At 68.0% G+C, this 23,437-nt stretch carries 23 protein-coding genes and 1 tRNA gene; 11 read left to right on the top strand and 13 right to left on the bottom strand.

The genetic code is table 11. The features are described 5' to 3' along the window. Positions 1-44: 44 nt before the first annotated feature. Positions 45-1,085 (bottom strand): LacI family DNA-binding transcriptional regulator, encoded by a 1,041-nt coding sequence (locus tag ABCU91_RS03005; protein WP_413354738.1) that lies wholly within the window; start codon positions 1,083-1,085, stop codon positions 45-47. A gap of 65 nt (positions 1,086-1,150) precedes the next feature. On the opposite strand from ABCU91_RS03005, the gene ABCU91_RS03000 reads away from it, so the two are divergent. Beyond that, positions 1,151-2,365 (top strand): MFS transporter, encoded by a 1,215-nt coding sequence (locus tag ABCU91_RS03000; RefSeq protein WP_413354737.1) that lies wholly within the window; start codon positions 1,151-1,153, stop codon positions 2,363-2,365. Positions 2,366-2,374: 9 nt separating this feature from the next. Here the strand turns inward: ABCU91_RS03000 and nucS are convergent, their stop codons facing one another. Continuing rightward, positions 2,375-3,061, bottom strand: coding sequence for an endonuclease NucS (nucS, locus tag ABCU91_RS02995; RefSeq protein ID WP_065571979.1), 687 nt, complete (start codon positions 3,059-3,061; stop codon positions 2,375-2,377). A gap of 44 nt (positions 3,062-3,105) precedes the next feature. Here nucS and ABCU91_RS02990 point away from each other — a divergent pair, with 44 nt between their 5' ends. Next, positions 3,106-3,783: an HAD hydrolase-like protein gene (locus ABCU91_RS02990; protein WP_413354736.1), complete on the top strand. Its 678-nt coding sequence runs from the start codon at positions 3,106-3,108 to the stop codon at positions 3,781-3,783. Between the two features lie 4 nt (positions 3,784-3,787). Here the strand turns inward: ABCU91_RS02990 and ABCU91_RS02985 are convergent, their stop codons facing one another. Next, the gene (locus ABCU91_RS02985; protein WP_064002832.1) at positions 3,788-3,994 is read right to left on the bottom strand and encodes a cold-shock protein; all 207 of its coding nucleotides are present in this window, start codon (positions 3,992-3,994) and stop codon (positions 3,788-3,790) included. Between the two features lie 185 nt (positions 3,995-4,179). Between ABCU91_RS02985 and ABCU91_RS02980 the strand changes: the two genes are divergently transcribed. Then, positions 4,180-5,820: an FAD-dependent oxidoreductase gene (locus ABCU91_RS02980; RefSeq protein WP_413354735.1), complete on the top strand. Its 1,641-nt coding sequence runs from the start codon at positions 4,180-4,182 to the stop codon at positions 5,818-5,820. Positions 5,821-5,878: 58 nt separating this feature from the next. On the opposite strand, the gene ABCU91_RS02975 is transcribed toward ABCU91_RS02980, so the two are convergent. After that, entirely contained in the window at positions 5,879-6,901 is a 1,023-nt protein-coding gene (locus ABCU91_RS02975) for an FUSC family protein (protein ID WP_406923023.1), read from the bottom strand. 68 nt (positions 6,902-6,969) lie between these two features. Then, on the bottom strand, positions 6,970-8,445 hold the full coding sequence (locus ABCU91_RS02970; RefSeq protein WP_413354734.1) for a DHA2 family efflux MFS transporter permease subunit: 1,476 nt from the start codon (positions 8,443-8,445) through the stop codon (positions 6,970-6,972). A gap of 106 nt (positions 8,446-8,551) precedes the next feature. On the opposite strand from ABCU91_RS02970, the gene ABCU91_RS02965 reads away from it, so the two are divergent. Beyond that, complete coding sequence (locus ABCU91_RS02965; RefSeq protein WP_406923025.1) at positions 8,552-9,220, top strand: TetR family transcriptional regulator; 669 nt, start codon at positions 8,552-8,554, stop codon at positions 9,218-9,220. On the opposite strand, the gene ABCU91_RS02960 is transcribed toward ABCU91_RS02965, so the two are convergent. The 5 genes from ABCU91_RS02960 to ABCU91_RS02940 all read right to left on the bottom strand — a co-directional run bounded on the left by ABCU91_RS02960 (position 9,193) and on the right by ABCU91_RS02940 (position 12,724). Continuing rightward, positions 9,193-9,708 (bottom strand): hypothetical protein, encoded by a 516-nt coding sequence (locus tag ABCU91_RS02960; RefSeq protein WP_413354733.1) that lies wholly within the window; start codon positions 9,706-9,708, stop codon positions 9,193-9,195. The two genes, ABCU91_RS02965 and ABCU91_RS02960, sit on opposite strands and share 28 nt — an antisense overlap. A gap of 196 nt (positions 9,709-9,904) precedes the next feature. Beyond that, positions 9,905-10,696 carry a trypsin-like serine protease gene (locus ABCU91_RS02955; protein ID WP_413354732.1) on the bottom strand — a complete coding sequence of 264 codons (792 nt, stop codon included), beginning with the start codon at positions 10,694-10,696 and terminating at the stop codon, positions 9,905-9,907. Next, positions 10,632-11,138, bottom strand: coding sequence for a hypothetical protein (locus ABCU91_RS02950; protein ID WP_413354731.1), 507 nt, complete (start codon positions 11,136-11,138; stop codon positions 10,632-10,634). Before ABCU91_RS02950 ends, ABCU91_RS02955 begins: the two co-directional genes overlap by 65 nt. 41 nt (positions 11,139-11,179) lie before the next feature. Continuing rightward, entirely contained in the window at positions 11,180-12,295 is a 1,116-nt protein-coding gene (locus ABCU91_RS02945; protein ID WP_413354730.1) for a hypothetical protein, read from the bottom strand. A 345-nt stretch (positions 12,296-12,640) separates the two neighbouring features. Next, positions 12,641-12,724: transfer RNA gene (locus ABCU91_RS02940), tRNA-Leu, on the bottom strand. Between the two features lie 143 nt (positions 12,725-12,867). Between ABCU91_RS02940 and ABCU91_RS02935 the strand changes: the two genes are divergently transcribed. The 7 genes from ABCU91_RS02935 to pknB all read left to right on the top strand — a co-directional run bounded on the left by ABCU91_RS02935 (position 12,868) and on the right by pknB (position 21,801). Then, positions 12,868-13,602, top strand: coding sequence for an FhaA domain-containing protein (locus ABCU91_RS02935; RefSeq protein ID WP_406923028.1), 735 nt, complete (start codon positions 12,868-12,870; stop codon positions 13,600-13,602). Then, entirely contained in the window at positions 13,599-14,135 is a 537-nt protein-coding gene (locus ABCU91_RS02930) for an FHA domain-containing protein (RefSeq protein WP_413354729.1), read from the top strand. Before ABCU91_RS02935 ends, ABCU91_RS02930 begins: the two co-directional genes overlap by 4 nt. A 12-nt stretch (positions 14,136-14,147) precedes the next feature. Continuing rightward, on the top strand, positions 14,148-15,377 hold the full coding sequence (locus tag ABCU91_RS02925) for a PP2C family protein-serine/threonine phosphatase (protein ID WP_091358101.1): 1,230 nt from the start codon (positions 14,148-14,150) through the stop codon (positions 15,375-15,377). Beyond that, complete coding sequence (locus ABCU91_RS02920) at positions 15,374-16,750, top strand: FtsW/RodA/SpoVE family cell cycle protein (protein WP_413354728.1); 1,377 nt, start codon at positions 15,374-15,376, stop codon at positions 16,748-16,750. Before ABCU91_RS02925 ends, ABCU91_RS02920 begins: the two co-directional genes overlap by 4 nt. Then, positions 16,747-18,201, top strand: coding sequence for a peptidoglycan D,D-transpeptidase FtsI family protein (locus tag ABCU91_RS02915; RefSeq protein WP_413354727.1), 1,455 nt, complete (start codon positions 16,747-16,749; stop codon positions 18,199-18,201). Before ABCU91_RS02920 ends, ABCU91_RS02915 begins: the two co-directional genes overlap by 4 nt. Further along, positions 18,198-20,015 carry a protein kinase domain-containing protein gene (locus tag ABCU91_RS02910; protein WP_413354726.1) on the top strand — a complete coding sequence of 606 codons (1,818 nt, stop codon included), beginning with the start codon at positions 18,198-18,200 and terminating at the stop codon, positions 20,013-20,015. The genes ABCU91_RS02915 and ABCU91_RS02910 overlap by 4 nt, the downstream gene beginning before the upstream one ends. A gap of 70 nt (positions 20,016-20,085) precedes the next feature. After that, positions 20,086-21,801, top strand: coding sequence for a Stk1 family PASTA domain-containing Ser/Thr kinase (gene pknB / locus ABCU91_RS02905; protein WP_413354725.1), 1,716 nt, complete (start codon positions 20,086-20,088; stop codon positions 21,799-21,801). Positions 21,802-21,808: 7 nt separating this feature from the next. On the opposite strand, the gene ABCU91_RS02900 is transcribed toward pknB, so the two are convergent. Genes ABCU91_RS02900 through ABCU91_RS02890 form a run of 3 tightly spaced genes read right to left on the bottom strand, consistent with a single transcriptional unit; the run spans position 21,809 to position 23,405 of the window. After that, complete coding sequence (locus ABCU91_RS02900) at positions 21,809-22,447, bottom strand: anthranilate synthase component II (protein WP_413354724.1); 639 nt, start codon at positions 22,445-22,447, stop codon at positions 21,809-21,811. Then, positions 22,444-22,611, bottom strand: coding sequence for a hypothetical protein (locus ABCU91_RS02895; RefSeq protein ID WP_406923034.1), 168 nt, complete (start codon positions 22,609-22,611; stop codon positions 22,444-22,446). Before ABCU91_RS02895 ends, ABCU91_RS02900 begins: the two co-directional genes overlap by 4 nt. Next, positions 22,611-23,405: a class E sortase gene (locus ABCU91_RS02890; RefSeq protein ID WP_413354723.1), complete on the bottom strand. Its 795-nt coding sequence runs from the start codon at positions 23,403-23,405 to the stop codon at positions 22,611-22,613. Before ABCU91_RS02890 ends, ABCU91_RS02895 begins: the two co-directional genes overlap by 1 nt. Between the last annotated feature and the right edge of the window lie 32 nt (positions 23,406-23,437).

Below are 23,437 nucleotides of genomic sequence, written 5' to 3'. Positions count from 1 at the left end.
AGTCTACCGGCTGGGGGATAGGCGGCGCCCGGCCGGCTCCCAGGTCACCCCGGTACTGGCGCGGTCGTGTTCCCTCGTCGGAATGTGCAGGTGAGGGTGAGGGATGCCGGCTCCCGCCCCTCGAGCATCGCGGCGACCGCTTCGCCCGCTGCACGGCCCTTCGCACCCGCATCCTGCGCGAGCGTCGTGAGCGCATAGGGGGCAAGGCCGTCCACCGCGACACCGTCGAAGCCCGTCACGCTCAGGTCCTCCGGAACCCGCAGCCCGGCTTCCTCGGCGGCACGGATCACCCCTGCCGCCAGCAGGTCGCTCTGCGCGATGATCGCCGTCGGCCGGCGACCCGAGAGCAGCACACGGCCCGCGGCGAGCCCTTCGTCGATCGAGCTCTCGCGGACCGCGTACGCGGGAGCATCGGGGAAGATCTCCCGGGCGCCGAGCAGTCGATCGCGCGTGACGTCGACGGTGATCTGCGCGGGATCGTCGATGAAGCCTCGGGGGCGCGCGGCATCCTTCGCCAGCGTCACCAGCGCCACGTCCTCGTGACCGAGGGAACGCAGGTGCTCGGCGGCCGTCCGCTGGGCCTCGACGTTGTCGAGGAGCACGCGGGGGACGTCGGCTCCGGCATCGCCCTCGATCACGACGACGGGGATGCCGCGACCGCGGAGCACGTCGACCGACGACTGCAGGATCTCGTTGCAGCCGAGCAGGATCGCCGCGTCCAGGGGTGCGGTCGTCAGGGTGGGACCGGATTCCGCCGGCCCCTCGTCGGTGAGCAGGAGGATGCCGGCGCCGATCGGGCTGAGGGCGTCGGTGAGCCCGTCCATCATCTCGGTGGTGACGGGGTCGCGGAACGCGATGCCGAGCCGCTCGCGGAAGAGCACCGCCACGACGCCGGCTCGGCCGGTCCGCAACGACGCCGCTCGCGGGTCGGGACCGGTGTATCCGAGGGCATCGGCGGCGCGCATCACCTTCGCGCGGGTGGCGTCGGAGACCGCGACCTTGCCGCTGAAGACGACGGATGCCGTCGAGGCCGAGACTCCGGCTTCGCGCGCGACGTCGGAGATCGTCGCTCGGCGGCTGCTCATGCCTCGATCGTAGCCGTAGGTTTCCGGCAGTCGAATCGATTCGAGGATCCCGCTAGAGTACCGACATGACCCTCGAGCTCACCTCCGCGCGCCTGTGGACCTGGCGCCTCGCCGTGTTCGCGATCTTCACCGCGAGCGGTCTGAGCATCGCGACGTGGGCATCGCGGGTGCCGTCGATCAAGGCGGCGCTCGGTATCGACAACGCCACCATCGGACTCCTGCTGCTCGGCATGGGTGCCGCGTCGATCGTGGGCCTCTCACTCGCGTCGCTGATCGCGGCGCGACTCGGGACGCGGCTCGGCATGCTCGGCGTGATGATCGTCCTTTCCGCGGGCCTCTTCCTCATCGGGATCGGCACCGACGTCGTGCCCTCGCTCCCCCTCGTCCTCATCGGGCTCACGCTGTTCGGTTTCGGGAACGGCACCCTCGACGTCCTGATGAACGTCGACGGGGCGGCCATCGAGGTCGAGGTGGAGAAGACGATCCTGCCGCTGTTCCACGCCTTCTTCAGTCTGGGCACCGTGATCGGCGCCGGCATCGGGGCTCTCGCCGCGAGCCGACGGATCGATGTCTTCCCGCACACCGCCGTCGTCGCGATCTCCATCGTGGTGCTCGCGTTCATCGCCTTCGCCTACGTGCCGCACCGCGCGTTCGGCTCGACGGACGATGCGCCGAGCGGCTGGCGGGACCGACTCTCGACCGCGCTGTCCGCCTGGCGCGAGCCGCGCACGTACGTGCTCGGCATCGTCATGCTCGGCATGGCGTTCGCGGAGGGTGGCGCCAACGACTGGCTGGCCCTCGGCGTCAGCGAGGACCACCGCGGCGGCCCGGCGCTCGGCGCGGCCGCCCTCACCGTCTTCTCGATCGCGATGACCGTCGTGCGCGTCTTCGGCGGCCCGCTCGTCGACCGCTTCGGCCGTGTCGCGACGCTGCGGGTCCTCGCTGCGACGGCCGTGGTCGGCATCCTGCTGTTCATCCTGGCGCCGAACCTGCCGCTCGTCTTCGTCGGAGCGGCGCTGTGGGGCATGGGTGCCTCGCTCGGGTTCCCCCTCGGGATGTCGGCGGCGGCCGACGACCCGGCCCGCGCGGCGGCCCGGGTGAGCGCGGCGGCGACGATCGGCTACGTCGCGTTCCTGTGCGGACCGCCCGTCCTCGGCCTCATCAGCACGCACATCGGCCTGCTGAACACCCTGTTCATCGTCGCGGCCCTCGTCGCGGCATCGGGCTTCGCCTCCGGCGCCGCCAAACCCCTGCCGGGAACCCGCGGCACCAGCCACTGAGGCGGGGCGTCAGAACAGGCGAGGCGCTCCCGACTCGATGCCCTTCATCTCGTCGTAGTCCAACGTGACGCAGCGGATGCCGCGATCGGTCGCCAGCACCTTCGCCTGAGGCTTGATCTCCTGAGCCGCGAACACCCCCGTCACGGGAGCGAGGTGCGGGTCGCGCCCGAGCAGCTCGAGATAGCGCGTCAGCTGTTCGACGCCGTCGATGTCACCGCGGCGCTTCACCTCGACGGCGATCGTGCCGCCTTCGGGGTTGCGCAGCAGAAGGTCGACCGGTCCGATGGCGGTCGGGAACTCGCGTCGCACGAGCGTGAGGTTCTCGCCGATCACGCCCACCTGCTCGGCGAGCAGCCGCTGCAGGTCGGCCTCGACGCCGTCCTTCACGAGACCCGGATCCACGCCGAGCTCGTGCGACGAGTCGTGGAGCACCTCGTAGATGCGGATCGTCAGCTCGTCGCCCGTCTTGGCGTGGGTGACGCGCCACTTCTCGACGACGTCGATGTCGTCCTCGCCGGGCTCGATGACCGTGAGGGTGCACGGCGGGCTCATCCAGTTCAGCGGCTGATGCTGGATGTCGCGGTGGAAGGCGACTGTGCCGTCCGCCTTGACCATGATGAGGCGGGTGGCGGGGGGCAGATGCGTGTTCAGGCGACCGGTGTAGTCGACGGAGCAGCGGGCGATGACGAGACGCACGGCGACGAGCCTACCCGCGGCATCCGTCCCCGTAGGCTGGTCGCATGACGACGCGCTCCCCCTGGTCCTGCATCCTCTGGGACGTGGACGGCACGATCGTCGACGCCTCCGTCGGCATCCTCAGCCGCCTCGATCGCTGCCTCACCCACTTCGGGCACCCCGCGCCGACGCGGGCAGAGCTGGTCCACTGGATCGGTCCGCCCATGTACGACTCGTTCCAGAAGAACGTCGGGATGACACCGGAGCAGGCCACCGAAGCCGTCACGTACTACCGGGCTCTCGGCAAGGCCGACGGCTACACCGCGAACGTGGAGCTCTACCCGGGGGTCGGGGAGCTGATCGCGGACATCGCGGCAGCGGGCATCCCGCAGGCGACGGCGAGCTCGAAGCCCGAGGTCCAGGTCGTCGCGCTCATGGAGCACTTCGGCCTGTCCGAGCACATGCAGGCGATGGCGGGCGCGACGCCGGACGAGAAGACGCTCGCCACGAAGGCCGACATCGTCGCAGAGGCGCTACGCCGTCTGCGCGCGACGGGGGCCGACACGAGTCGACCGATCCTCATCGGCGACCGTCATCACGACGTCGACGGCGGCGCCGCGAACGGCGTCCCCGTCATCTTCGTGCGATGGGGCTTCAGCTGGCCCCACGAGTCAGAAGGAGCGCAGGCGGCGGTCGACTCGATGGTCGAACTCCGCCGCCTGCTCCTCACTGACGAGGTGTGAAACCTCAGAGGGGACGGATGTTCTCCGCCTGAAGACCCTTGGGGCCCTGTGCGATGTCGAACTCAACTCGCTGGTTCTCTTCCAGCGAGCGGTAGCCCGACGATTCGATGGCCGAGTAGTGGGCGAAGACGTCGGCGCCGCCCTCATCGGGAGCGATGAACCCGAAGCCCTTCTCCGAGTTGAACCACTTGACGGTACCGCTGACGCTCATGAACTGCCTTACTGATTGATGCCGACGACACGTCCGCCGGTCCTTCCCCAACCTAGCCGTCGGGACCTGTACAGTCACCCCCTGCGTCCGAAGGTGACACAAACGTTGCCCGCCGGACACCCGGGGAGGGCTGAAATGAGTGACGGACGACACTTCGTGATACCCCCGGGGGTATTCTGGTGACCATGCGCACCATCATCATCGGTGGCGTCGCCGCGGGTATGTCCGCGGCGACCCGCCTGCGTCGACTCGACGAGGACCGCGAGATCGTCGTCTTCGAGCGAGGCCACCACGTGTCCTTCGCGAACTGCGGACTCCCCTATTACGTCGGCGGCGTGATCGAGGACCGGTCCTCGCTGCTGCTGCAGACACCGGCATCCCTCGCCTCACGCTTCGCGCTGCAGGTCCACGTCCGCCACGAGGTCGTCGCGATCGACCCGGCGGCGAAGACCGTCAAGGTCCGCGACCTCGAGACCGGCGATGAGCGGATCGAGCCGTTCGACGACCTCGTCCTCGCCATGGGCGCGACGACGGCCGATCCGATCCCGGGTGAGGGCATGCCGGTCGTCACCCTCCGGAGCGTCGAGGACGTCGACGCGATCACCGCCGTCCTCACCGAGACCGCCTCACCGCGAGCCGTCGTCGCGGGAGGCGGGTTCATCGGGATCGAGGCGGTCGAGAACCTCGTCGCCCGCGGCGCACGGGTGACCCTCGTGCAGCGGGGCCATCAGGTACTGAGCCCCCTCGACTCCGAGATGGTCTCGCCCGTCCACCGCGCACTCGGCGATGCCGGAGTGGATCTGCGCACCGGCGTGACCGTGTCGGGAATCGGTGCCGGCGTCGCCACCCTCTCCGACGGAACCGAGGTGTCCGCGGACCTGGTAATCGACGCTCGCGGCGTTCGTCCCGACGTGCAGATCGCGAGTGCCGCAGGGATCGCCCTCGGCCCGACGGGCGGAATCGCCGTCGACGACCGGCATCGCACCAACGTCCCCAGCGTGTGGGCCGTCGGCGACGCCGTCGAGAAGACCGACCACCTGGACGGCACCGCGACCCTCGTCACCATGGCCGGGCTCGCGAACCGGCACGGTCGCGCGGCGGCCGACGACATCGCCGGTGCGGCGACCGTCGCCGCGACCCCGGCACTGGGAACGACGATCGTCGGAGTCCTCGGCCTCACTGTCGGTCTCGTCGGCTGGAGCGAACGCCGACTCGTCGCGGCGGGCCGGCCGCACCGCATCGTGCACACGCACCCCTTCTCTCATGCGGCCTACTACCCGGGCGCCGAGCAGATGGCCATGAAGCTGTTGATCGATCCCGACACCGACCTGATCCTCGGAGCGCAGCTCGTGGGGCGGTCAGGCGTCGACAAGCGGCTCGACGTCCTGGCCGTCTCGATGACGGCAGGGCTCACGGCATCCGCTCTCACTCAGTTGGAACTCGCCTACGCGCCGCAATACGGTTCGGCGAAGGACGCGATCAACATGGCGGGGTACGTGGCCGAGAACCTGGCGACCGGTGCCGACCGTACGATCCAGTGGCATGAGGTGGATGCCGCCCGCGCAGCCGGCGCCGTGGTCGTCGATGTGCGCACGACGGGCGAGCACGAGGCGGGGTCGATCCCCGGGTCGATCCTGCTCCCCCTCGACGAGCTCCGTGAGCGCCATGGCGAGCTCCCCGATGCGCCGCTCATCGTCCACTGCAAGGTGGGCCAGCGGGGCCACACGGCCAGCCGCATCCTGCAGCAGCTCGGTCACGACGTCCGCAACCTCGACGGCGGGTGGCTGACATGGACCGACGGAGCCGAGGCCGCTGGCCCCAGCTGAGCCGGCTGGACGAGAGCCCCGACGACGGCGAGCTCATGGGCCAACCGCCCGAGGGGCGTCAGCGAGTCCGACGGACGAGTGCGGAGACCACGGCGACGGCGGTCCCTGCGACGATGCCGACGAGCGTCTCCCACAGACGATCGCTCAGCAGGACTCCGACGGTGGTCGGTGCGGCGAGCTGCACCATCAGGAGCGCCAGCGGCGTGATGAACACCATCGCGATCGCATAGTTGCGGCCGACGAACAGTTCGGCGGCCGCTTGGAGGGCGACGGCGATCAGGATCACGCCCAGCGGCGGCACCCCCAGGGCGAGGATGGCTGCGGCCACCAGCACTCCGAGACCCGTTCCGATGAGACGCTGCAGGCCGCGGATGATGCGCGCCTTCACGTGCGGCCCGCTGACCGCCGCGACGGAACCGACCATCGCCCAGTACCAGTGCGAGTCGAGCAGGAGGAGCCCGGCGATTCCACCGAGGAGCGTCGCGACCGCGACCGTGATGGCCATCTCCGCGGCCACGGCACCGACGGCAATGCGGTTCTTCGTCCGTGTCAGGCGCGGGATGCCCCGGGCCGAAACGGCCTCGTACACGATTGTGATGAGGATCGAGAAGACCACCGCCGCGAGGCCGACGGCGAGGACGTCCATCAGTCGGGTGGCATCAGCGGGGACGGATGCCGTGGCTCCCGCGGCGAACACGATGAACAGCGCGCCCGGCGGGTGCCATTGCGCCGAATACGCGAGCAGTGTGACGAGCGAGGCGACGGCCGACACCACGACGATCGCCCACGGCGCCGTCAGGCCGGCGACCGAGGTCGCCGTGCCGATGAGCATCGCGGTGACGAGGACGGCGCCGGCGGCCGCCTGCATCCTGACCCGATCGCCGGTCCGGTCGGTGCGCCCGTAGAGCGACGCGAAGGCTCCGAAACTCGCGTAGATGCTGAGATCGAGCCGGCCCATCGTCCAGAGGACGAGGAGGGGGACACCCACGCTGATCGCCGCGCGGATCGCGACCGTGTGATCGCGGTCGTACGGTGCGACGCGGATGACCCCGGTCCAGATCCGGCCACGCGATGCACTCACCTGACGAGCCTACGCGCGGAGGGCTGGCACCCCAGGGGCCCGCGTGCGAGCGAACCCCGGGAGACGCCTCAGTGCACGGGGACCTGTGCCTCCGACTCGCCGACCGGCTTCCGCACGAAGGCCGCCAGCACAACGGCCACCGAGGCGACCGCCGCACCGACGAAGAAGGCGGTGTGCACGCCGGACGCGACCGCGCCGATCGCATCGGCCCCGGATGCCGCCGCAGCAGCGCCCCCGACCGACATGAGCGTGATGAACAGAGCTGTGCCGGCCGCACCGGCGACCTGCTGCAGCGTGCTGACCGTCGCGCTGCCGTGCGAATACAGCCGCTGCGGAAGAGACCCCAGCGCCGATGTGAGCAACGGCGTGAAGACGAAGCCGAGCCCGAGGTTCAGAGCCATGTGCACCGCGATGATCCAGGCGACCGACGTGCCTTCACCGAAAGTCGTCATGCCCCACAGGGCCGCCGCCGCGACGACCATGCCCGGAAGGACCAGCGGCCGCGGTCCGAAGCGGTCGAAGAGCGATCCGACGACGGGAGCGATGATGCCCATCAGCACACCGCCGGGAAGGAGCATGAGTCCGACGGTCAGGGTGTCGAGCGCGAGGACCTGCTGCAGGTAGATGGGGAGCAGGATCAGCGACCCGAACAGCGCCGACATGACCACGATCACCAGGACGACGGCGAGGCTGAACGAGCGCGACCGGAAGGTCCGCAGGTCGAGGAGAGCGGCATCCGTCCTCTGCAGCACCAGCTGACGGACGACGAAAGCGATGAGGGATGCCGCGCCCACGACGAGCGGGATCCACACGGGAACCGGGGCGTGGCCCGACGCCGACTCGCCGATGGAACTGAGGCCGAAGATGAGGCCGCCGAAGCCCAGGGCCGACAAGACGACGGAGAGGACGTCGAAACGCGCGTCCCTCGTCTCGGTCACGTTGCGCACCCAGAGCGCGCCGAGGGCGATGGCGACGAGCGCGATCGGCAGGACCAGCCAGAACATCCAGCGCCAGTCCAGCGCCGAGAGGATGAGGCCCGAGACCGTGGGGCCGATCGCCGGCGCGACCGCGATCACGATGCTGATGACCCCCATCATCCGCCCGCGGTGCGTCGCCGGCACGACGTTCAGCACCGTGGTGAACAGCAACGGCATCATGATCGCGGTACCCGACGCCTGGACGATGCGGCCGACCAGCAGCATCCCGAATCCCGGTGCCAGTGCCGCGATGAGCGTGCCGATCGCGAACAGCGTCATCGCGGTGAAGAACACCTGGCGAACGGTGAAGCGCGCAAGAAGCGTTCCGGTCAGGGGGATGACGACGGCCATCGTGAGGAGGAAGCCTGTCGTCAGCCACTGCGCGGTGGCCGCCGTGATGTCGAGGTCGACCATCAGGCTCGGCAACGCGACGCCCATGATCGTCTCGTTGAGAATGACGACGAAGGCCGCGACGACGAGGAGCGCGATGACCGGTCCGGTCCTTGCGGGGGGCGCGGCGACGGTCGGGGCAGGCGCTGTGCCGGGGCGGGAGTCACTGAGTGTCATGGGGTGCCTTCGATGTCGCGCGGTCGGTATCGTGTCGATGATATATGACAGTGACTGCCATATTGGCGGTCAGCGCATATTTGACGATCAGTGCAACAATGAGGTCATGAACGGGTATTCCCCTACCGACGGGCCCGCCACGGAGCGGCCCGCGGAGGGACTGCGCGAGCGGCGTCGCCGCGAGACCCAGCGCGAGTTGTCGGATGCCGCAATCGAGCTGTTCGAGAAGCACGGCGTGACCGGTACCACCGTCGATGACATCGCCGAGCTCGCCGGCACATCGCCCCGCACTTTCTTCCGCTACTTCCCGACGAAGGAGGCGGCCGTCCTGCAGCCGACGGAGGAGTCCGAGTCGATGCTGCAAGCGGTGAGCGCCGCCGTGGTCGGCGGGGACCCGCTGTTGCGCGCTCTCGAGAACACCTGGCTGGCTCAGATCGCCTGGTTCGACTCCCGTCCCGAAGAGCATGACCGTGCCCTCCGGGTCAGGCGGCTCGTCGGTCAGGAGCCGACGCTTCTCGCCCTCGCGCTGCGCACCGAGGCAGACCAGGTGGATGCTCTGACGGCGACTGCGACGGAAGCCGCGGGGTCGGATGCCGACGCCCTCACCGCCCGCGCCGCGATCGGGATCGTCTTCCTCATCGTCCGGCTCGCCTTCGATGAGTGGGCCCGTCGCGCCGAGATCGGAACCTCAGCCAGCGTGCGGGAGATCTACCTCGAGATTCGACGCAGCACGGCGGCGATGAGCGATCAATTGGGCGACTCGGTTTCGACGTAGACGTCGAGGTTCTTCGCTACCTCGGAGAGCGACACCTCGAACGAATCGACAGACGCCCAGCTCTGAAGAGCCGAGGGACACGCCTCGTCGGACAGGAGAACGGTTCGCGTCCCCGCTTTGAAGGCGAGCAGTCCACAGCCGTGAGCTGCCGCGCTGTCCGATCCCTGCCCGAAAGAAGCAGAGCCATATCCTCCGAAGAACACCCCGTAGGTCGTGTAACCGTCCGATGTCTCGGCCGAGTAGACCGCCGAATTGGTGTCGCGCAGCCGGGGGGTGTCACCTTCGTCGAGGTCTGACTTCGTCAGGTCATTTCCGAACACTGCTGCGACGTGCGGAGATGACAAGGTGCCGCCTGGCTCGAGACCCGCGAAGGTGTCCCTCGCCTGCGTCAGCACGAAGCCCATCAGAGCCTCCACACTGTCTTCCGCCTCTTCGGTCACCTGTCGATGAAGTTGGGACGCGACGCACCCCGTGAGGACGAGGGTCACGACGGCCACCATCGACAGTGCCGGCAGAATTCTCACCCCTACAGATCTCGGGCTCATGTGCGACTTCCCGCCCTGACGTAGCTGATCTGCCTCATTTCCGCCGCCAGCGTTCGTGTCGCGCCCGCTGCGCCCGCGGGCGCGCCTGGGTCCAGACAGTCGCCTCAAACCTAGGCGGTGAGGTTAGGACAGGCGCCTCTCACGGCTTTGCTTGCTCGAGAATCGACTTCAAGGCGTTTGTGTCGAGATACAGTCCGGGATCGTCGGCTCCGCATCCAGTACCGCCGAGCGTGATGCCCGTAAGCCGGAATCCGTTCTGTTGCTGCGAAAAGATGCCGCTCCCACTGTCGCCAACGCACGTGTTGTCCACGTCCACCGGGACCATGCAGGTCGACGAACCAGGACGTATCCCCGACGCCTCCGCCGAAGTGATTATGGACTCACACCGGTCACGGTCCTCGACGAGTGCGATCTCTTTAGCCTCACAAGGCCTCGCCTCAGCTTCACGTATCCGACCCCAGCCCGTGGCGATAGCCGTCCCCGCATCCGGTATCGGGTGTCCGAGCGGGACCGCTTCCAACGAAACCGACCTGTCCAACTCGAGAAGGGTTGCTTCAGAGGCGTCGCCCGAGCCATCAACCCTCCTCACGCTTGCTCGCCGAAGACCTGTATCTCCGGAGGAGCAAAGGTCGGCTCGTCCGATCACCACGTCAGGCAATGTGTTCTTGTCGAGACAATGCGTCGCGGTGACGACCAGCGTCTCGCTGAGCAGCGCGCCGCCGCAGAAGGCGTTCTCCCAGAGACGAGAATCATCTGCGCTGGGATTGATGAGAGCTACGTACGCCGCTTGCGGCATGTCGGTATCCGTTTCTTCTGTGGCGCAACCCGCTAGCGCAATCGCTGCTGCGACCGCCACCACCACCGAACTAACACGAACCGCGGTTTGCGACTCTGTAATCGACCAGGATTTCCTCTTGGAAACTTCGACCATCGGCCTCGTACGACACCTTCACTCTCGAAATATCCGTACTCTCAGCATCTTTCGCCGGGGACACCACGATCAACAGGGTCGCCGCGGATCCAGGCGCGATAGATGCGCCGTCAGCTTTCTCGGCCCGTGCGAAGATCTCGTTCTCGTCGCCGACGGGATCAGCTGCGGGATACCCGCTCGCCCCGATCACTTGCCCCAGCGCAGGTCCGGCAGGGTCGAGGAGGTAACGGATGGACTGCGCGTCGCTTTCTTCGCTCTGTATGTTGCCGACCGTTATAGCCGTTGAGCCCATGTTGCTCAGGACCTCGCCGAAGAATGCTTCCGCGCCCGCGGATGCGGGCACGCAGACATTGGCCATTCCCGCCTCGACCCGAGGACCAACGAGTGGGCCGTCAGTTTCCGGTGTGGGGGCACAGCCGATGAGCGCGACAGTGAGAAACACAGCTACCCCCGCGACTGCCGCCGACCGTGCCCCCACACCGCTCAAGACTTCGCCACGATCTGATAGGCGTTCGACTGAGTGGCGTAGTTCCCCGAGCCGCAGACCTTGCCCGCCTTGTTCGGGAAGCTCACGGCGATCTTGCCGTTGTTGCTCCAGCCTGTCTGAGCGCTCAGCCCTACTCCGTAGATCTCAACAGATCCTGTCCACGTGACCTGAGTATCGCGCGACTTGGTGAAGGATGCCCCCTTGTTATAGCTAACGCAGTAAGTCGCCTTGGGAGCGCTGACCGACGTGAATGACGAACCTCCGACCCACATGTCCGCCCGGACTTTGTAGCTGACTGATGTGAAGGGCACCCCACCCGTAACGAAGGTGCATTTTGTCTTGTAGTTGCCGTATCGGAACTGCGTCTTAGCGAGTTTGTTGCCGGTTCCCGACATCGCCGGGAAGTTGACCGATGCCGTCGAGCTGATCGAGGTCGTGCCCGAGGCAGAGAAGCCAGCGTTCGAGGCTTTCTGGGAAACAGCCGCTCCAAGCGAGCTCGACTGGCCGGACTCGTAGACATAATCGACCTTCGCACCCGTGTTGGACGAGAACAGTCCGCCAACCGGCACCCACTTGTTGCCAAGGTTGGTGATCTTCGTCGAGGTACAGGCCTTCTCGATGAATGCATCCGATGATGCCATCGGGTCTGCAGCGCCCGCATCTTCCGCTTCACCGGTAGCGGCGACGTCACCGAGGTCAACGACAGAGTCGACGGAAGCGCTCTCGATTTCATCCACGTTCACCGAGAAGGACTTCTCGAAGGTGGTCTCCCCGTTGTCGGCACTGACGAAGAGGTTGACCTCTCCTTGGTCTGACGCCATCCGGTCGAGGACATTCATCGAATCGACAGCGAGAGCGAAGTTGCCATCGCCGTCCACTTCAGCGGAACCAATCGGCTCCAAATTGAATTGATCTCCAACCTCGAAGTCTGCGAGAGCCTCGTTGGACGGCCATGCAAAGACGTCCGCTGTCTCAGGAACGTCACTTCGCGGTGCCGTGACAATCGTGCCCTCAGCAACGATGACTTCATCCTCAGATGGAGCCGGCATCACAGCGGCGGCCGCGAAGGCGAGTATGCCCACGCCGCCCATCGCGACGAAGGCGTGTCTCATCCGCCCCAATACTGAGTTCATTTTTCCCCCTGGATTCAGCGACCTGGATCCGCGCCGACATCCGAGAAAGATGACGAACATGCGCGCTGGCCGCTCACGAAGAGTAGGAGCACCCGGTCTGGCCGACAAGTCGGTCGTTTGGGGGACATGCAGTCGAACAACGCATTTGAACGGTTGCCTTTCGCAGCGCTGTACGGGGAGGTGACGGTCCAGATCCCGTCTCGCGCGAGGTATGGCGGTACTCATCGTCACCGGCGCCTTCCGCGATCCGAATGACCCTCCGCGCAGAAACGACGAAGCCGGTCGGGGTTCTCACCACCGACCGGCTTCGTGTCGCACTGTCTGTGCGCGAGGGGGGAGTTGAACCCCCACGCCCTTTCGGGCACTGGCACCTGAAGCCAGCGCGTCTGCCTATTCCGCCACTCGCGCGAACCCGTGTCGCCACGGGATCAACTTTCCGAGGATATCATGGCGCGAGCCCGCCGGAGAAACGGCCGCTGCTGTGTTCCCCAGACCCTGCCAGGGTCGACAACTAGCATGTGAGCACCGGTCCAGACTGCCTGAGGAGCCCCGTGGGACTACTTGACAGCTTCGAGAAGGGAATCGAGCGCGCCGTGAACGGCGCGTTCGCGAAGACCTTCCGCAGCGGTGTGCAGCCTGTCGAGATCGCCTCCGCACTGCGTGCCGAACTCGACGCGAAGGCCGCCGTGGTCTCGCGCGACCGCATCCTCGTTCCGAATACCCTCGTCGTCCGGCTCGCTCCGGCAGACCACGAGCGCATGGGCGCACTGGGCCGCGCGCTCCACGACGAGCTCGTTCAGCTCGTCGAAGGCCATGCCAAGGCGCAGCAGTACAGCTTCGCCGGTCCGGTCTCGCTCTCGATCAACCCCGACGAGTCCCTCACGACCGGCACCGTCCGGGTCGACTCGCACTCGGCCGGCGCCGAGGACGTGTCGTGGCACGGCGTCGTCGAGATCGACGGCCAGCAGCACCGCCTCACCGCGAGCCGCACCGTCATCGGACGCGGGACGGATGCCGACATCACGATCTCCGACGCCGGCACCAGCCGCCGGCACGTCGAGATCCTGTGGGACGGCCGCCGCGCCATGGTTCGCGACCTCGGCTCGACCAACGGCACACAGCTCAACGGTGTGAAGGTCGCGGAGGCGGCCCTCGAGCCGGACTCGGTCGTCACGATCGGGCGCACGCGGATCACGTTCCGCGTCGTCGCGCAGGCATCCCGCCGCATCCCCCCGCGGCCGCAGGATCCGGCGACGCGCATGTTCGACATCGGAGGCCAGGCATGAGCGAACTGACACTCCTGCTGCTGCAGATCGGGTTCTTGATCCTGCTGTGGTTCTTCGTCTTCGCGGTGGTCTATTCGCTGCGCGCCGACCTCTTCGGGGTCAAGGTGCGGAAGATGCCCGAGCCTGTCGCCGCCGCGCCCGGACCAGTGGCGACCGCTCCGGCGAATGCCGAGACCTCGATCGTCTCGCCGATCGCGACCCGGCCGGCCGCCCCGAGCGGTCCGCAGAAGGCCACGAAGAACACGGCCTCGCGCATTGTCATCACCAGCGGACCGAAGGCCGGGCTCGAACTGCCGCTCGGCGACGAACCCCTCACGATCGGTCGCTCCAGCGAATCGGGCCTCGTCATCCGCGACGACTACACCTCGAGCCACCACGCGCGGCTCGTGCTGTGGGGCGAGCAGTGGATGGTGCAGGACCTCGACTCCACCAACGGCACCTGGCACGACGGCGAGCGCGTCGCCTCTCCCGTCCCCGTGATCGTCGGCGCCCCCATCAAGGTCGGCGCCACGACGTTCGAGCTGCGGAAGTAACGGCCCGCACCGATGGTCTTCGAGGGGTCGAGCGCCGCCATCTCCCATACCGGGAAGGTCCGCTCCAACAACCAGGACTCGGGCTTCTCGGGCTCGAACCTGTTCGTGGTCGCGGACGGCATGGGCGGCCACGCCGGCGGCGACATCGCGTCGAGCATCGCCGTCCACCACCTGGAGGGCCTCGACCACGGGTTCCCGACCCCGGCCGAGGCGGAGCGGGAGCTCCGTGAGGCGATCGTGGATGCCGCGCACGTCCTCGTCGACACCGTCGCCGAACGTCCCGAGCTCGCCGGCATGGGAACGACGGTCAGCGCCGTCCTCATGGTCGACGACTACGCCGTCATCGCCCACATCGGCGACTCACGCGTCTACCTGTTCCGCGACGGGGCCTTCACCCAGATCACGACGGACCACACCTTCGTCCAGCGGCTCGTCGACTCGGGTCGGATCACACCCGAAGAGGCTCGCTACCACCCGCGCCGTTCCGTCCTCATGCGCGTGCTCGGCGACATGGGCACCGACCCCGAGGTCGACGCGTTCATCATGCAGACCCAGCCGGGCGACCGCTGGCTGATCTGCTCCGACGGTCTGTGCGGCGTCGTGGACGATGCGCAGACCGCGAAGGTGCTGCGCCAGGATCTCGCTCCCGGCCGCACCGCTGACATGCTCCTGAAGCTGGCGCTGGATGCCGGGGCCCCCGACAACGTCACGATCGTCCTCGTCGACGTGGGGGGCCGGCATCCGATGTACAGCGGGACGGCGACCGTCGTCGGCTCCGCCGCCACACCCAAGGGCATCGAGATCCCCGTCGCCCGGCCGGCGCGCACAGGCTGGTTCCAGACCGGACGCCAGGCGGCGAACGAGCCGAGCCACTTCGAACCGGCAGCCGAGTACCTCGAGGAGCTCATCGAGGAGGACCGTCGCCGGGGACGCCGCCGGCGCGTCTGGTGGTTCGTCGGGTTCATCGCGATCGTGGCGGTCATCGCAGCCGGTGTGTTCGCCGGATACGCCTGGACGCAGACCCGCTACTTCATCGGCGCCGACGACGACAGCGTCGTGATCTATCGCGGCATCCAACAGGACATCGGTCCGATCTCGCTGTCGACGCCGTTCGAGGACACCGACATCCTCCTCGCCGACCTCCCCGCCTATCAGCGGCAGTCGGTGGAACAGACCATCTCCGCCCGATCGCTCGCCGACGCGCAGGCGATCGTCGACAACCTCCGCCAGGGGACCCCATGACAGCCTCGGTAGAGACCGACACGACGGTCATCAAGGCACTGCGCAAACTGCGGATGCCGGCGACGCAGCGCAACCGCGAGCTCGGACTCCTCGTGTTCGCGGTCGCCGTGACGACGGTCGCGGTCATGCTCGTCCAGCTGGGCACCCGCGGCGAGATCGACCCGACGTTCCTCTCGTACTGCGGCGGGCTCGCCGGTCTGGCGCTCGCCCTCCACATCGTGACCCGCATCTGGGCACGGGACGCGGATCCGTTCGTCCTGCCCATCGCGACCCTGCTGACCGGTCTCGGCGTCGCGATGATCTACCGGCTCGACATCGCCGAGGGGCGTCTCGGCTGGGGTTCGCTGGGCTTCCGCCAGCTGGTGTGGGCCGCCATCGCGATCGCGGGGGCGATCCTCATCGTGGTCTTCCTCCGCAACTACCGCGTCCTCTTCCGCTACACGTACGTGTTCGGGCTGACCGGCATCCTGCTGCTCCTCCTGCCGTTCGTGCCGGGCCTCGGCATCAAGGCCGGCGCAGATGTCTGGGTGTCCATCGGCGGCGTCTTCTCGTTCCAGCCCGGTGAGCTCGCGAAGATCTGCCTCGCGGTCTTCTTCGCGGGATACCTCGTCCGCACCCGCGAAGCGCTCAGCTCGGTCGGCACGAAGTTCCTCGGCATCACGTGGCCGAAGGCCCGTCAGCTCGGCCCGCTGCTGATCGTCTGGGGTGTCTCGCTCGGGATCATCGTGCTCCAGCGCGACCTGGGCACCGGCATCCTCATCTTCGGCATGTTCATCGCGATGCTCTACGTCGCGACGGGCAAGGCCAGCTGGGCGATCCTCGGAGTCCTCATGGCCGCCGCCGGCGCTCTCGTCGCCTCGCGAGTCCTGCCCTACGTCGGACTGCGCTTCTCGAACTGGCTCGACGCGTTCAACCCGGACTACATCAACGGCAGCAGCTTCCAGCTCGTGTCGGGGATCTTCGGTCTCGCCCACGGCGGGCTCATCGGCACCGGCTGGGGTCTGGGGCGCCCCGACCTGACGCCGCTGGCGCACAACGACTACATCCTGCCGAGCCTCGGCGAAGAGCTGGGTCTCGTCGGTGTGTTCGCGATCCTCGCGCTCTACATGGTGTTCGTGAGCCGCGGCATCCGCATCGGCATCGCCGGTCAGGACGACTTCGGCAAGCTCCTCGCGACGGGCCTGTCGTTCACCCTGGCCCTGCAGGTGTTCATCATGGTCGGCGGCGTGACCCGCGTCATCCCGCTCACGGGTCTCACGATGCCGTTCCTCGCGGCGGGCGGATCGTCGCTCATCGCGAACTTCCTCATCATCGCGATCCTGCTTCGCATCTCCGACGCGGTTCGCTCCAGGCCCCGGGTGGTGATCGGATGACCAAGCAACTACGCCGACTGAGCGTCGTCGTGCTCCTCATGTTCCTCAGCCTCTTCGCGGCCACGAGCGTCATCCAGGTCGCTCTCGCCGGGCAGCTGAACGAGAACCCCAACAACCGTCGCACCCTGTACGACTCGTACGAGGTGCAGCGCGGGACGATCTTCGCCGGCAGTACCGCGATCGCGTCGTCCAACCCGAGCGACGACGTATACAGCTGGATCCGCACGTACCCGGATGCCGAGATGTGGGCGCCCGTGACCGGGTTCATCAACCCCGTCCTGCGCTCCTCCACGGGGCTGGAGTACGCGATGAACGCCGCCCTCGCCGGAACCGGCAGCCGGCAGTTCCTCACCCGCTTCGACCAGATCGTGAGCGGACAGCCGCCGCGCGGGTCGAACGTGCTCCTCTCGCTCGACCCGAAGGTCCAGAAGGTCGCCTACGACGCGCTCGACGGCCTCGAGGGAGCCGTCGTCGCGATGGAGCCCGACACCGGCCGCATCCTGGCCATGGCCACGAGCCCCAGCTTCGACACGAACCTGCTCGCGTCGCACAACAGCTCCGCCGTCAATGCGGCCGACCAGAAGCTCGAGGCCGACCCGCTGCGGCCGCTGACGAACCGCGTGACCCGCGAGACCGAGCCTCCCGGATCGACGTTCAAGCTCGTCGTCGCGTCGGCGGCGCTGTCGTCGGGCAAGTACACGCCCGACTCGGAGTTCGACAACCCGGCGACGTTCCGGCTCCCCGGGACCAACAGCATCCTGCACAACTTCGACCGCGGCACCTGCGGCCCCGGTGAGAAGACGACCCTGGCAACGGCGCTGCGGCTGAGCTGCAACATCCCGATGGCCGAACTCGCGCTCGAACTCGGCACCGACGCGATCCGCGAAGAAGCACAGAAGTTCGGCTTCAACTCGGCCTTCGAGATCCCGCTCAACGTCGCCGCCTCGAGCTACCCCGAGGGCTTCAACGAGCCCCAGACCGCGCTGAGCGGTATCGGGCAGACCGACGTCCGCGCCACCCCGCTCCAGATGGCGATGGTCGCGGCCGGTATCGCCAACGACGGCGTGGTCATGAATCCCCGCATGGTGGACCGCGTCGTCGCTCCCGACCTCACCGTGCAGGACGAACCGGCAGACACCGAGTTCGGTCGCGCCGTGAGCCCGGAAGTGGCGAAGACCATGACCGAGCTGATGACCGCCAATGTCCAAAACGGCGCGGCGTCGGGTGCGAGAATAGACGGCGTCGACGTCGCCGGGAAGACCGGAACGGCGGAGCACAATCCGGGGGACCCGTACACGCTGTGGTTCACCGGGTTCGCGCCCGCTGAAGACCCGAAGGTGGTCGTCACGGTGATGGTGGAGAACGGTGGTGGGCTCGGCCAGAACGGCACGAGCAACGGGATCGCGGCCCCGATCGCGAAGAAAGTGATTGAGGCGGTGCTGAGCGAATGAGACCGACGCAAGGTGTGAGCTTCGGCGGACGGTACGAACTGGACTCCCGGATCGCCATCGGCGGCATGGGCGAGGTCTGGGAAGCCACCGACCACGTCATCGGGCGTACCGTCGCGATCAAGATCCTCAAAGACGAGTACATGGGCGATCCCGGCTTCCTGGAGCGCTTCCGCGCCGAAGCCCGGCACGCCGCTCTCGTCAACCACGAGGGCATCGCCAGCGTCTTCGACTACGGCGAGGAGAACGGCTCCGCCTTCCTCGTCATGGAGCTCGTCCCGGGCGAGGCCCTGTCGACGATCCTCGAGCGCGAAGGCGCCCTGTCGACGGACAAGACGCTCGACATCGTCGCCCAGACCGCCTCGGCCCTCCAGGCGGCCCACGCCGCAGGCCTCGTCCACCGAGACATCAAGCCCGGCAACCTGCTGATCACCCCCGACGGCCGCGTCAAGATCACCGACTTCGGCATCGCCCGTATCGCCGACCAGGTGCCGCTGACGGCAACCGGTCAGGTCATGGGTACGGTCCAGTACCTCTCGCCCGAGCAGGCATCGGGGCACGCAGCATCCCCCGCCACCGACATCTACTCGCTCGGCATCGTCGCGTACGAGCTGCTGGCGGGACGCCGTCCGTTCACGGGCGAGTCGCAGGTCGCCATCGCCATGGCTCAGATCAACGACACCCCGCCCCCGCTCCCCGACACGGTGTCGGAGCCGGTCCAGCGCTTCGTGATGAGCATGATCGCGAAGAAGCCCGAGGAGCGTCCCGCGTCGACCTCCGCCGTCGCGCGTGCCGCCGGCGCCCTGCGCCGCGGCGACGTCGCCGGCGCAGCGGCGATCGTCCCGGCCATCGCGGGAGCCGCCTCGACGGACGCTTTCACCCAGCTGCTGACCTCGAACACGGGTTCGGATGCCACGACCCGCCTGCTGCCGTCGGCGGGTGCCGCCGCGGCCGGAGCGGGCGTCGGAACCGGCACGGCCGCACTCGCTACCGAGCAGGCCGCGTCCGAGGAGAAACCCAAGAAGAAGCGCAGCCCGTGGACGTGGCCTCTCGTGGCCCTCATCGCGTTGCTCGCGGTCGTGCTCATCGGCACACTCATCGCGCTCTTCGGGCCGAAGGACGACACAGCGGATCCCGGGCCGTCCAGCCCGCCGCCGAGCTCGTCCTCCCCGCCGGCCTCGTCCCCGCCTCCCTCGTCACCACCCCCTACGACCGCGGCGCCCAATCCCGCCTCCCTCGGCCTCGAGGGAAAGTCGTGCGACGAGGCGACGCGCATTCTGAACGACAACGACTTCACCAACGTGAAGTGCGAGGACGGCGACCCCGCCCCCACCGACGGCCAGGTCGGTCAGGTGTACCGCGTGAACCCGACGGGCAACGTCAACACCTCGGACCAGATCACGCTGCTGCGCTACACCGACGCGGCGCAGATGGAGACTCCCGCGGCGCCGAGCATCCAGGGCGGCAACGCAGACGGCACGGTCACCGCCGGTTCGACGGTCCGCATCATGTGGGACAGCTACACCTGCCCCGCCGGCGCCCCCCAGGCGACGAGCTACACGATGACGGTCTCAGGCGGCATCTTCAACCAGAACGGCGAATCCACGGCGAGCTTCGCGATCGGGGATCGGCCGCAGGAGGTCGTCGTCGACGACAACGGCAGCCAGGCTCTTTCGGTCACCTACACGGTGACCTGCAACGGCGACAACACCGAGCGCGTCTCAGGGGACTCGGCGGAGGCAGCGGCATCCATCGTTCCGGCGCAGGAGCAGACCCCGCCGCCGGCCGACGGTGGGTCCGACGAGGGCCAGGGCTGATCGCGAGGGCTTTCAGCAGGCTTTCGAACGCGGTCGGATAGGCTGTCCGGGTTCCATTCCGGGGAGTGAAGTGTCCGTTACATCACGTGTGCTGTCGGGCCGCTACCGCGTCGATGACCTCATCGGCCGGGGTGGCATGGCTTCGGTGTACCGCGGGCAGGATCTGACCCTCGGGCGACCCGTCGCGATCAAGATCCTCGAGCCCGACCTCGCTGCCGACGGTGCGTTCCGCACCCGGTTCCGCCTCGAGGCGCAGTCGGCCTCGCGCATGTCGCACCCCGCGATCGTCCGCGTCTACGACGCCGGTGAAGAGACCCGGACGGATGCCGCGGGCCGCCCGCACCCCGAGCCGTACATCGTCATGGAGCTCGTCACCGGCCACCTGCTGAAGGACATCATCAGCGAGGGACCGGTGCCGCTCGAAGACGCACTGCGGTATACCGACGGCATCCTCGAAGCGCTCGAGTACTCCCACCGCGCCGGTGTCGTCCACCGGGACATCAAACCGGGCAACGTCATGGTGACCGATGCCGGTCAGGTGAAGGTCATGGACTTCGGCATCGCGCGCGCGGTGTCGGATTCCTCCTCGACCGTGGCCGAGACGACCGCCATCATCGGCACCGCGTCGTACTTCTCGCCCGAGATGGCCAAGGGCGACCCGGTCGACGCGCGCGCCGACATCTACTCGGCCGGCATCGTCCTGTACGAGCTCCTCACGGGCCAGCCGCCCTTCCGCGGCGAGAACCCCATCGCCGTCGCGTACCAGCACGTCTCGGAAGCCCCGATCCCACCCTCCGAGGTCGTCGAGACCGTCCCGCGTTCCCTGGACGCCCTCGTCCTTCGGGCGCTGGCAAAGGATCCGTTCCAGCGGCCCCAGACGGCGGTCGCGTTCCGCGACGCCCTCGCCGCCGCGACGGGTCGCAAGGTGCCCAGCAAGCGGCGGGTCGAATCGCTCAGCAACGAGCTCTACGGTCCCGACCCGAAGCAGGCCGCCGAGACCGCGCGCTCGCTCCGGCAGCTCACGAGCGACGACACCATGCGTCGGACCCAGGCCGGTCCTCCCGCCGCGTGGGTCTGGGCCGGCATCGCGATGCTGGCCGTCCTCCTCGTGTCGGTCTTCATCTGGGTCAACAGCATCCGACCCGATGAGGGGACGGTCACCCCCAACGCGCTCGTCGTACCCGACGTCGTGACCATGACGTGGGACCGCGCCGACCAGGTGATCGGCAACGCCAAGCTCGAGGCCCAGCAGGTCCCGGAGACGAGCGCCGATGTTCCCGAAGGTGCCGTCATCAGGACCGACCCCCTCGCGGGGACGACGGTCGCGCCCGGCGACCAGGTGACGGTCTACGTGTCGAAGGGCGTCGAGAAGTCCGCCCTTCCGACCCTCGCGAACCTCACGGTGCCCGAGGTCACGACCTCTCTCGAACAGGCCGGGCTCACCCTCGGCTCCATCACCCGACGGAACGACCCCCAGCTCGCCGCCGACGTCGTCATCAGCGGCTCGGTCGACGGTGCGTCGGTGGCTCCGGGCGACGAGATCCCGAAGGGCACCGCCGTCGACCTCGTCGTCGCGACGGGAACCGTCACGGTCGAGGACTTCGCCCTCAACTACACCGTCGACAAGGCGGTCGAGATCCTGAAGTCGGAGCAGTACGGCCTCAACCCGATCGTGCAGGAGGACCCCTCCTGCCCCGCGACCGATCCTCGCATGGTGAAGGTCCAGTCCGCGATCGGTGAGGTCCCCGTCGGGTCCGAGATCACGCTCACGACCTGCAGCGGCTGACCGCGGTTCAGCCGACGGTCCGATGCGGCGACAGTCGGGCACCCCGCTGCGCCGCCCCTGCGACGCCGATGCCTTCGAGCCACGTCCCGAGCAGGAGGTAGCCGGCCTCGGTCAGCACGCTCTCGGGGTGGAACTGCACCCCTTCGATCGGCAGCGAGCGGTGGGCCAGACCCATCACGGTGCCCGATTCGGTCCGCGCCGTCACGCGGACCTCGGCGGAGAGCGAATCCTCGCGGACGGCGAGCGAGTGATACCGGGTGGCCGTGAACGGCTGCGGCATCCCCGCGAGCACACCGACCCCGTCGTGCGTCACGCGGGAGGTGCGTCCGTGCATGAGGTCGGGGGCGTGCGAGACCACGCCGCCGAAAGCGACCGCGATGGCCTGATGTCCGAGACACACGCCGAGAAGCGGCGTCCGGGTGTCCGCGCAGCGTCGCACGATCCCGATCGACGCCCCCGCATCCTCGGGCGTCCCGGGACCCGGGGAGATCAGGACGCCGTCGGCCGCGTCCACGCGCGCGACGGCACCGGCGGCATCCGCCTCGACCATGTCCACCCGAGCTCCCAGCTCCGCGAGGTAGCCGATGAGGGTGTGGACGAAGCTGTCGTGATTGTCGACGACGAGAACCCGGATGCCGGTGGTCACCCGCCGCCGCCGACGGTGGACTCCTCGCTCGGCCACACGGTCTGGAAGACCCACGGGAAGACGTAGAAGTACAGCAGGTACAGGATGATCGCAGCCAGCACGAGCAGGATGAACACCCGCACCCACCAGGGGCCGGGCAGTGCTCGCCACAGCGCGGCGTACATCAGGCGCCCACCCCTCCGGTCAACGAGGCCGGCGGACCGTCGGCTGCGGGAGTGAACTCGTCGAACACGGCGTAGGCGATGATGCGCTCCAGGGAATTCAGTTTCGGGGCACAGCTCGTCAGTGTCAGGTAACGGCCGTTGGCGGCGACGCCTTCCTGGTTCGGGACCGGCAGGAGCACCTGGACCTGACTGGGCTGGACGTACTCGAACGAGCGGAACCGGTAGGTGTACCACCCGGCTTTGGTCTGGATGACGATCGCGTCGCCGACCACCAGCTTGTCGATCGGGTCGAAGGGGGCACCCGAGGTCCAGCGGTGAGCCGCGTACGCCGTGTTGCCGACGGCACCCGGCATGGCGGTGTCGGGATAGTGGCCGATCTCGCCGCGGTCCATGATGTCGGGGCGGGTCACGCCCGAGGCGATCTTGAACTGCCAGTCCTTACCGAAACGCGGGACCTTCATGATCCCGAACACCTCGGCGTGCTTCTGGTCGCCGAGGACGGGAATCGCTTCTTCCGCGGAATCGGGTTGCTGCGTGGGGCTCGGGGCGGGAGACGCCTCGGGGGTCTCCTCCGCCTCGGTCGCCCACTGATCGGCCAGCGCCTGAGCCGCGGCGTGCTGCTCGCTCTGCACGATCGCGTCGCCGATCCAGGTGTGCCAGGAGACGTAGAGGAGCACCACGACGCCCAGGGTGAGCAGGATCTCACCCAGGACGCTCGCGACGGTGGCGCGGGGTCGTGGGCGGGATCGACGCGCGCGTCGGGTCTGGTGCTCCGTGGGCGAGGAGTCGGTCACGATCGGAGTTTAGCCAGCGAAGGCTGAATCGG

This window comes from Microbacterium phoenicis, assembly GCF_047302325.1.
GTDB lineage: Bacteria > Actinomycetota > Actinomycetes > Actinomycetales > Microbacteriaceae > Microbacterium.
The sequence above is the reverse complement of the archived record's forward strand: the minus strand, read 5'-3'. Positions and strand labels throughout refer to the sequence as shown.